Origin of the sequence: Hassallia byssoidea VB512170 (assembly GCF_000817785.2) — a bacterium.
Lineage (GTDB): Bacteria > Cyanobacteriota > Cyanobacteriia > Cyanobacteriales > Nostocaceae > Hassallia > Hassallia carrinoi.
This window is the reverse complement of sequence record NZ_JTCM02000173.1, coordinates 1-8673: the sequence shown is the minus strand read 5'-3', so window position 1 is coordinate 8673 and position 8673 is coordinate 1. Positions and strand designations below refer to the sequence as shown.

General features: G+C 41.8%; 7 protein-coding genes and 1 pseudogene. 4 read left to right on the top strand and 4 right to left on the bottom strand.

The annotated features are described in order from the left end of the window. Positions 1-51 precede the first annotated feature (51 nt). The 4 genes from PI95_RS33680 to PI95_RS33665 all read right to left on the bottom strand — a co-directional run bounded on the left by PI95_RS33680 (position 52) and on the right by PI95_RS33665 (position 2470). Positions 52-576 carry a Uma2 family endonuclease gene (locus tag PI95_RS33680; RefSeq protein WP_052324718.1) on the bottom strand — a complete coding sequence of 175 codons (525 nt, stop codon included), beginning with the start codon at positions 574-576 and terminating at the stop codon, positions 52-54. Positions 577-681: 105 nt separating this feature from the next. Beyond that, positions 682-978 carry a 4a-hydroxytetrahydrobiopterin dehydratase gene (locus PI95_RS33675; RefSeq protein WP_039738591.1) on the bottom strand — a complete coding sequence of 99 codons (297 nt, stop codon included), beginning with the start codon at positions 976-978 and terminating at the stop codon, positions 682-684. A gap of 81 nt (positions 979-1059) precedes the next feature. Beyond that, positions 1060-1734 carry a methyltransferase gene (locus PI95_RS33670; RefSeq protein ID WP_052324719.1) on the bottom strand — a complete coding sequence of 225 codons (675 nt, stop codon included), beginning with the start codon at positions 1732-1734 and terminating at the stop codon, positions 1060-1062. Positions 1735-2215: 481 nt separating this feature from the next. Then, positions 2216-2470, bottom strand: coding sequence for a TIGR03643 family protein (locus tag PI95_RS33665; protein WP_039738592.1), 255 nt, complete (start codon positions 2468-2470; stop codon positions 2216-2218). A gap of 282 nt (positions 2471-2752) precedes the next feature. Here PI95_RS33665 and PI95_RS33660 point away from each other — a divergent pair, with 282 nt between their 5' ends. The 4 genes and pseudogenes from PI95_RS33660 to PI95_RS33645 form a co-directional block, all read left to right on the top strand. Continuing rightward, on the top strand, positions 2753-3616 hold the full coding sequence (locus tag PI95_RS33660; RefSeq protein ID WP_039738593.1) for a Tab2/Atab2 family RNA-binding protein: 864 nt from the start codon (positions 2753-2755) through the stop codon (positions 3614-3616). 132 nt (positions 3617-3748) lie between these two features. Continuing rightward, a complete protein-coding gene (locus tag PI95_RS33655; RefSeq protein WP_039738595.1) occupies positions 3749-5062 on the top strand; it encodes a TldD/PmbA family protein in 1314 nt (437 codons plus the stop codon). Between the two features lie 210 nt (positions 5063-5272). After that, positions 5273-8038: a chloride channel protein gene (locus tag PI95_RS33650; protein ID WP_039738599.1), complete on the top strand. Its 2766-nt coding sequence runs from the start codon at positions 5273-5275 to the stop codon at positions 8036-8038. An 81-nt stretch (positions 8039-8119) separates the two neighbouring features. Next, a pseudogene (locus tag PI95_RS33645) lies at positions 8120-8584 on the top strand (COG3650 family protein); the annotation flags it as partial. Positions 8585-8673: the final 89 nt, after the last annotated feature.

Sequence of the window (8673 nt, the reverse complement as noted above, 5' to 3'; positions counted from 1 at the left end):
TAGACAAATGTGGACAGCCTTCAATCAAAAATGTCGTGGGGGATCGAGGATCTACAAAACAAGGCTGTCCACATTTGTCGTGGGTTGTTGCAGGGGAAACGTGAGAACATCCCCATCACGAAGTATTATCGCTTCTTGTCTGGAATAGTAAACTTCAACAATTCGCTCATCTGGGTTGATGAGAATTCCTACCCTAGTTCCCACCGCGAGAAATTCTTGAATTTTTGCCCGAAGTTCCTCTAATTTATCGCTCGGTGACTTCACTTCAACCGTCAAATCAGGAGCCAATTGAGCAAAACTTTTGGGACTGCGACGCAAGCGTTCTGCTAACACAAATGATGCATCCGGTGCGCGTAAGTTTGAATTTGGTAATCTAAAACCAGCGCTGGAAGCAGTTACTCGTCCGAGTTTACGCGGTCTAACCCAGTTGGCTAACTCGGAGATCATCGCAGCTGCAACTTCATCAGACTCATATCCTGATGGACTCATAACAATGATATTACCCTGGACTAGTTCCATGCGATAGTCGGGGTACTGTTGCTGCATTTTTTCCAAGTCTTCAAGCGTCAGTGACATAAAACCTTTTTGTTTGACATGCTGTGTATTTCTATTATGGAGATAACAACAGGACTACTGGAGCGATCGCTTTTATGAATTCCTCACTTATTGCGTTGTATTTATTCACACTGACTTACTTAATTCGTCCATTTTCTTAGCCAGTTCTACGTCCAGGTTACTGATGACATTACCTAGATCGTAGGTCATCAGATCAACTTGAACCAAGTTGTAAATGTTCAACCATATGGGGTGATGCCCTATTTTCTCGGTGTAGATAGCGACGCTAACCATCCAACCCATTGCTTCGGCAAAGGAACTAAACTTATATTCTTTGTGCAATTTGCCTTCTTTTACTGTCCAACCAGGCAGATTGGAGATTGCATTTTGTAGTTCTACTTCGTTTAGCTTGTATCCTGACATTAATTACTGTACTCCTTATTCTCTAATTTTTTTCATAAAAAGAAATAAAATTTTTCACACTTAGACTTGTGAAAAACATATTTACTTCATTTTCAGGTGAAAAACATATCTGGCTATTCCGGTTTTTTTATCTTCATCATTTGCGATTTTTTCAACGATAAAGCATTCGGGAATTATCTTCAGAAGTTCTAAATTTCCCAAATTGGAATAACTAAAAAATACTTCTCCTTTGGGGGTAAGGTATTTAGGAACTTGTTTGATAAAATTAATGAATATTTGACCATCTAAATCGTTAGTTGCCACTTCTGCGAGCGTTTCAATCTTTTTATCTAACAAAGGTAAATTAAAAATGATAACATCAAATAAGATATCAGGTAAGGACTCGAAGAGGTTGGAATGGTATATGTTTGGCTGCATGTAATTTAGGAATGCATTAATCTGGGTGCAAAATACAGCATTTTCGTCTATGTCAGAAAGGTACAATTCTTCTACATATTCACTACAACATAGTCCAATAAGACCTGTACCACACCCTAACTCCAGCAGCCGTCCTTTCTTGTTATTTAGGTGTTGATATTTTTTTAGAATAGCTTTCAAGAAAAACAAAGTGCTGGATTGTGGTTCTGGATGATATACATTCGATAGGGCAATGATATTCAGTCCATTAATACTGTAAGTACCAATGTTAGACTGTTTAGATATAAATTCTGAATGAAGTTCTTGGAATCCGGTTACTTGTAGATGTAGCTTGGTCACTTGGAAGGGTCATAAAAGTAAATTTCTCAACAAATATACCACGTTATTGATATGCGCCCAACACCGAAAAATATTATTCTGGGACGAGCGTGTATTTAGTTTAAGTTGTTGCGCTCTAGCTTGCTCATCCAAAACTAAAGATGCAAAACAGACTATCACGGAAAATATAGCACTCTTCTGCTTTAGTCCCCACCAAGGAAGATAAAGCGATTCCTAAATACCAACATATTTTTGTTATTATTGAAGAAAACAAGTCTTACGACCAGATTATCGGTAATCCCAACGCACCAATAATCAATCAATTGGCGAAAACCTATAACTTGGCTGCTAATTTCTACACCCAAGTGCATCCTTTGTGAAGCTAATTATATCGCTATGCTAGGTGGCGAAACTTTTGGCATCCATGACGATGACGCTTTTTATTGTCAAGCTGATGACGAGGTTGTTTGCTAAATAATAGGGAAACATGAGAAGCGCAAGCTTAAGTTTTTTGATTATCTGACTTAAATCGACCAGCCACAAATTCTCGCTTGTGCAAATGCTTAGTATTGCGTCCTTCAACACGTTCGCGCCACATGCGAAAGCTGGATGGCTTCATTTCCCGACGCATGAGGGTAATAACCTGTTGTTCCTCTAAACCAAATTGTTTTTCAATTGCTTCAAATGGCGTTCTATCTTCCCATGCCATTTCGATAACTCTGTCAATCGTTTCTAAATCTAGTTCAGGTAATTTCATTTTAGTTTGACACAGATATTGCTATACATATTTGTGCTGATGTCTCTAAAAGTTTAATAAATATAAATGAAAATCGTCATCATCCACAAGGTGTGGAAAAAGCGCTATGAGATATAGGACTTACGCAACTGTGACACGTAGTGGGCAATGCGCGTGCCCATTAAAAGCGATAAATCGCTTACTACGAGAATAACTTTAGGAATAAGCAAAACGAACAACCAACGCCTTATATCATGAAAATATAAGAAAAAATATGAAGTCGCCAGACTTAAACGGCATAACATGGGCAGTATTTGGGAACTCGATTATTACTCCCGTCCGATTTTGGACGAAAACAACAAAAAGATTTGGGAGGTGTTGGTGTGCGAGAGTCCTTTGGATACGCACACAAAAGCTGATTCTTTATTTCGCTATGCTCAGTATTGCCCCAGTACGCAGGTAAACTCAGGTTGGTTGCGGACAGCTTTGCAAGAAGCAATCAATCAAGCTGGAGAAGCACCGCTGAAAATCCGCTTTTTCCGGCGGCAAATGAATAATATGATAACTAAAGCTTGCCAGGATGTGGGCATTCCGGCTCAAGCTAGCCGTCGCACTTTGATGCTTAATCAATGGCTGCAACAGCGGATGGAACAGGTGTATCCTCAAGAACCTGGGTATCAAGAGGGAACTAATGCTTCGGTGCGTTTGGAAAGTCCCTTACCTCAACGTTTACCAGATGCTTTGGAAGGACAGCAATGGATATTTGTTACCTTGCAAGGTGCGGATTTTGCGGAAATGCATGAGTGGGAAATCGGCTTTGGTGAATCTTTCCCGATAGAATTTGCGAATTTGTCACCGTCAGCCCGCATTCCTGGTGTGTTAATTTTCTCACCAAGAGCGTTACCTTTAGCGGGTTGGATGTCTGGTTTGGAGTTGGCTTGGTTGAGACTTGACACAAATAAAGGGACGAGATTAATTTTAGAAACTGGTGCGACTGAAAGCTGGATTTTGGCGAATATGAAAAATCCGCAAACTATAGCAGAAGCCAAAGCTTTTGAAGAAGCAAAGCAAAAAGCTAACGGAGTTCATTTTATTGGCGTGCAGTTTGATCGCCAAGCCGAATCTTTTGCTGGCTTCTGGCTGTTGCAAGAGGTCAATTTGCCGTAAATTTAGTTAGGGAATTGGGAATGGGGAGTGGGGAGTGGGGAGTGGGGAGTGGGGAATGACCAATTACCAATGTCCAATTACCAATTACCAATTACCCATTCCCAATTCCCAATCCAAAAATCATCAAGGGTCATGGGTTCTGAAAATTTGTCACAAGATACACTAGCAGAACAGTTGTTGGAACTAGCTATCAAGTCGGGGGCAGAAGCGGCTGAGGTGTATCAGTCGCGATCGCTTTCTCGACCTGTGTTTTTTGAGGCAAATCGTCTAAAACAGCTAGAAACCAATCAAGCTGAAGGTACAGCACTGCGGTTGTGGCGGAATGGGTGTCCGGGACTAACAGTGGCTTACGGTTCTGTCACCGCTGCGGCAATGGTGGAACGGGCGCTGTCTCTAAGTCAATTAAATCAACCGGAACCTGTAGAATTAAATAGCAAGTCTCAGTCTTCTTACCCAAACTTGGGGGAAGATGTGCCGATAGAGGTGTTGGTAAGCTGGGGATCTGAAGCGATCGCTCTCATTCGCGATGCTTACCCAGATGTTCTCTGTACGGCTGAGTGGGAATGCGATGTGGAAACTACCAGACTTGTCAACACTAAAGGTTTAGATTGTTACTACACCGATACAACTCTTAATTCTTATGTAGAAGCTGAATGGGTTAGGGGCGATGATTTTTTGAGTGTCGCTGATGGTCAAACTCAGCGGGGTGATTTACATCCTGAGAAAGTAGCTAACCAAATTTTACAACGGTTGATTTGGGCAAAAAAAAATGTTTCACCTCCTAACGGTCGCGTTCCAGTATTATTTACTTCTAAAGCCGCTGATATGCTTTGGGGTACTGTGCAAGCTGCTTTAAATGGTAAACGAGTGCTGGAAAAAACTTCTCCTTGGGCTGACCGGATTGGTAAACCAGTAATGGCACCAACTTTAACTTTATACCAAGACCCAGTTGCCGGACCTTACAGCTGTCCTTTTGATGATGAAGGTACACCGACTCAGCTTTTGGTGTTTATCCAAAATGGAGTTTTGCAAAATTTTTATGGCGATCGCACTATCGGACATCAATTAGGTACTCTTAGCACTGGTAATGGTTTTCGCCCTGATTTAGGTAGCTATCCTACCCCTGGTTTATTTAATTTCTTAATCGAGCCTGGTTCAGCTTCGCTACAAGATTTGATTCAAAAGTTGGATAATGGCTTGATTGTAGATCAAATGTTGGGCGGTGGTAACGGCATTTCTGGCGACTTTTCTATCAATATTGATTTGGGCTACCGCGTCCAAAAAGGTCAAGTAATTGGGCGGGTTAAAGATACTATGGTTGCAGGTAATGTCTATACTGCTCTTAAACAAGTGGTTTTACTTGGTGGGGATGCCGATTGGAATGGTTCTTGTTATACTCCGTCTCTGATAGTAGATGGACTTTCTACCACTGGGAGAAAAACTTGAAAAATTGGGCTTTTTTAATTTGGGTCAAAGGTTAAAGGGTAAAGGGAAAAGGAAGAAATATTTTAAAATAATTTGACTGATTTTAAATGACTCCACTCCCTTTCCCCTTTCCCCCTTCCCCCTCTTAAAAACCCCTTTCCCCTTTCCCCTTTTCCCTTTCCCCCTCTTCAATTGACCAATGGGTGTTTTCTAATTTAAATCTTTAATTTTATGTCGCTTGCTGTTCTTAATCAGCGGTTTCGCCGTTTTTGGCAACCTAGAAGAGGTTTAGCGATCGCCGAAGCTTGTTTGATTGGTGTCGTCGCTGCTTTATCTGCTGTATTTCTGAAATTCGGATCGGGATGGTTAGGGACATGGCGAGTTCATACGTCCCATGTTTTTCCTGCGTGGTTCGTATTACCAGCAGTTGGTGTGACTTTTGGCTTTCTCGCTGGATTTTTAGTGGAAAGGTTTGCACCTGAGGCTTCTGGTAGTGGTATTCCTCAAGTTAAAGCTTCGCTTGCGAATGTACCAATGAAATTATCATGGCGCGTGGCAGGTGTCAAGTTAATTAGTGCAATTATTGCTTTAGGTTCGGGAATAACTTTGGGACGACAAGGACCTACCGTCCAATTAGGTGCGGGTTTGGCTGCGGGAATGAGTCGCTTGGTTCCCACTTCTCCAGATCATCGCCGTCAAATGATTGCGGCAGGTGCGGGTGCAGGTTTGGCAGCAGCTTTCAACGCTCCCATTGCTGGGGTATTATTTATTGTCGAGGAGTTACTTCAAGATTTATCGGGAATGACTCTGGGAACCGCCATCATCGCTTCGTTTATTGGTGGAGTCATTTCTCGACTGTTGGGTGGTGGCAGTTTGCTACTTAACCTAGAATCGATAAAGTATTCTACCAGCTTCTCGATTCCGGAAATTCCCTTTTTCGTACTGTTGGGAATTTTTGCAGGGTTGCTAGGTGCGGTATTTAATCGCGGTTTGATTGCAAGTATAAAATTTTATCGCAGTCTGCACATCAGCTTACCGTTGCGGGTGGCGTTAGCTGGTTTGGTTTCCGGAATTATCATGGCAATACTGCCAGCGTATTTCCGTGATAATACTGGGTTAAGGGAGCAGATAATTACTGGAAATGCCAATGCTTCATGGGCAGCGATCGCCTTTGTAGCTCAGTTTATCTTAACTTTGATTGCATTTGGTTCCGGAGCGCCGGGAGGTTTATTCGCACCCAGTCTCATCTTAGGTTCTACCTTAGGCTATTTAGTCGGTGTAAGCGAGTTCCAACTTTTAGGTGGAGGTTCTCCGACAACTTATGCACTAGCGGGAATGGGAGGATTTTTCAGCGCGGTTTCTAAAGTACCAATTACAGCAATTGTGATTGTATTTGAGATGACTACAGATTTCAATCTGGTGCTACCTTTAATGATTGTTTCTGTAACATCTTACTTAGTTGCTGACAAGGTTATGCCTGGGTCATTGTATGATAAACTTCTGTTTATAAATGGCATAACCATTAATAGACAAGCTTCTAGTGAAGGAATATTGACACAGTTAACTGCAAAACAAGTAATGCAGGAACGAGTGGAAACTCTAGAAGCAGAGACAACTTTAGAAGAAGCAATGCAGGCATTTGCCCGTTCTCATCATCGTGGTTTCCCGGTGGTAGAAGAAAATAAGTTAGTCGGAATTGTTACGCAATCAGATTTACTCAAAATAGGCGATCGCAATCTCGCAAATGATATTCCTTTAAAGGAAATCATGACTAGCAGTCCGGTGACAGTATCACCCACCCATAACTTAAGTAATGTACTGTATTTACTAGACCGTTATAAAATCAGTCGCTTGCCGGTAGTCCAAGGACGAAGGTTGATTGGGATTATTACCCGTGCAGATATAATTCGTGCCGAAGCAGATCATCTTAATTGTAAAAATGCATCGCCAGGACCGCAACTTGAACCTTCTTATGTAGTCTATCAAACGCGATCGCCCAGCATCGGCAGAGGTAAATTATTAGTACCGATCGCTAATCCGGAAACAGCAGCAACTTTATTAGAAATGGCTTTCTCAATTGCCCGCGATCGCCATTATGAAATAGAATGCATCCAAGTTATTTTAGTATCCCGCCACAGTTCCCCATCAGAAACAACAGTCAGAACTGCAAAAAGTCGTCGCTTGCTAAGACAAGCCGAAGTCATGGCGAAAAAGTGGGAAATTCCCTTACATACACAGATTCGCGCAGCCCACGATGCAGCCCAAGCAATTTTAGAAACTATCAACGAACAACATATAGACATACTTTTAATGGGATGGAAAGGAAATACATCTACCCCAGGTAAGATTTTTGGTAGTGTTGTCGATACCCTAATTAAGCAAGCTACCTGCGATTTGTTGCTGGTGAAGTTGGCTGCGAGTGTTGAGACTCCAAGGAGACAAGGGGGACAAGGGGGACAAGGGGGACATGGGGGACTAAAGGGACGACTTGGAAAAATTTCTCCCTTGTCTCCCCCCTCTCCCTTGTCTCCCTTGTCTCCCCCCTCTCCCTTGTCTCCCTTGTCTCCCCCCCTCTCCCCCTCCCCCACTCCTCGCTTCAACCGCTGGTTAGTACCAATGGCAGGTGGTCCGAATGCTTTATTAGCGATTAAATTGCTACCTGCGTTAGTCACATTGGGGAAAGATCCGAAAATTCGCTTGACGCGGGTATTTAAGCCATCTGAGTTAAAACCAGATATGACAGTTTTAGAACAATCAATTCGTCAGTTGATTCGTCGTCGTAAGTTATCTAGCACTGTTACCGCTGAACCTGTGAAAGCGGAATCGGTTTCGGAAGGAATAATTAACTTAGTAAAAACCGAAGGTTATGATGTAGTGGTTTTAGGTGCTTCGCGAGAAGGATTGTTACAGCAAGCGGTTAAAGGCAATATTCCGGAAGCGATCGCATCCAATGTAGAGAGTACGGTGATTTTAGTTAGAGGTGCGATTAAAAGTTAACCTTTATCTACAAAGACGCAAAATAAACATATTTCATCTGAAAATTAAAACATGAAAAATAAAATTATACCACTTAAAAAAATGATTGTGACAAATGGATTGTTGAAACGCTTGCATAGCAACAAATCTCAAATCCCAAATGGTATTAGCTATGTGATTATACTCGGATTTGGTGCAATCTTATTAACTGCTAATTCCAGTTTCGCCAATGACGCACCACCTTTAATAGCTCAAAATAACACTAAAATTGATGAATTTACTAGCGTAGGTACTGAACCGTTTTGGAATGTAACTGTAAGCAAAAGCGGAATTGTGTACTCTTCGCCAGATACAAAAAAGCAAACTTTTCCTTATGTTACACCAATCAAAGCCGCAGGGCGTACCGCAGACATAGTAAGAGTTTACCGATTGCAGGGTAAACCCAACAGTATGTTAATTATTAAGAAAGAAAGTACTTGTAGCGATGGAATGTCTGACAAACAGTATCCTTACTCAGCAACTTTCATCCTGAATAACACAGTTTTAGAAGGCTGCGCTGAAAAAAAACTAGAGCGGCAAAACTTGCTAGAGAGGGTCAGATATTCAAGTAAACTAGGGAACACAGAGAAGATGTGGTGTGTCAATGGCAAGAAAAA

What these genes read in the sequence shown, in the direction of transcription:
- PI95_RS33680 (WP_052324718.1), bottom strand. Translation starts at nt 576, where the DNA reads ATGTCACTGACGCTTGAAGACTTGGAAAAAATGCAGCAACAGTACCCC.
- PI95_RS33665 (WP_039738592.1), bottom strand. Translation starts at nt 2,470, where the DNA reads ATGAAATTACCTGAACTAGATTTAGAAACGATTGACAGAGTTATCGAA.
- PI95_RS33660 (WP_039738593.1), top strand. Translation starts at nt 2,753, where the DNA reads ATGGGCAGTATTTGGGAACTCGATTATTACTCCCGTCCGATTTTGGAC.
- PI95_RS33650 (WP_039738599.1), top strand. Translation starts at nt 5,273, where the DNA reads ATGTCGCTTGCTGTTCTTAATCAGCGGTTTCGCCGTTTTTGGCAACCT.
- PI95_RS33675 (WP_039738591.1), bottom strand. Translation starts at nt 978, where the DNA reads ATGTCAGGATACAAGCTAAACGAAGTAGAACTACAAAATGCAATCTCC.
- PI95_RS33655 (WP_039738595.1), top strand. Translation starts at nt 3,749, where the DNA reads ATGGGTTCTGAAAATTTGTCACAAGATACACTAGCAGAACAGTTGTTG.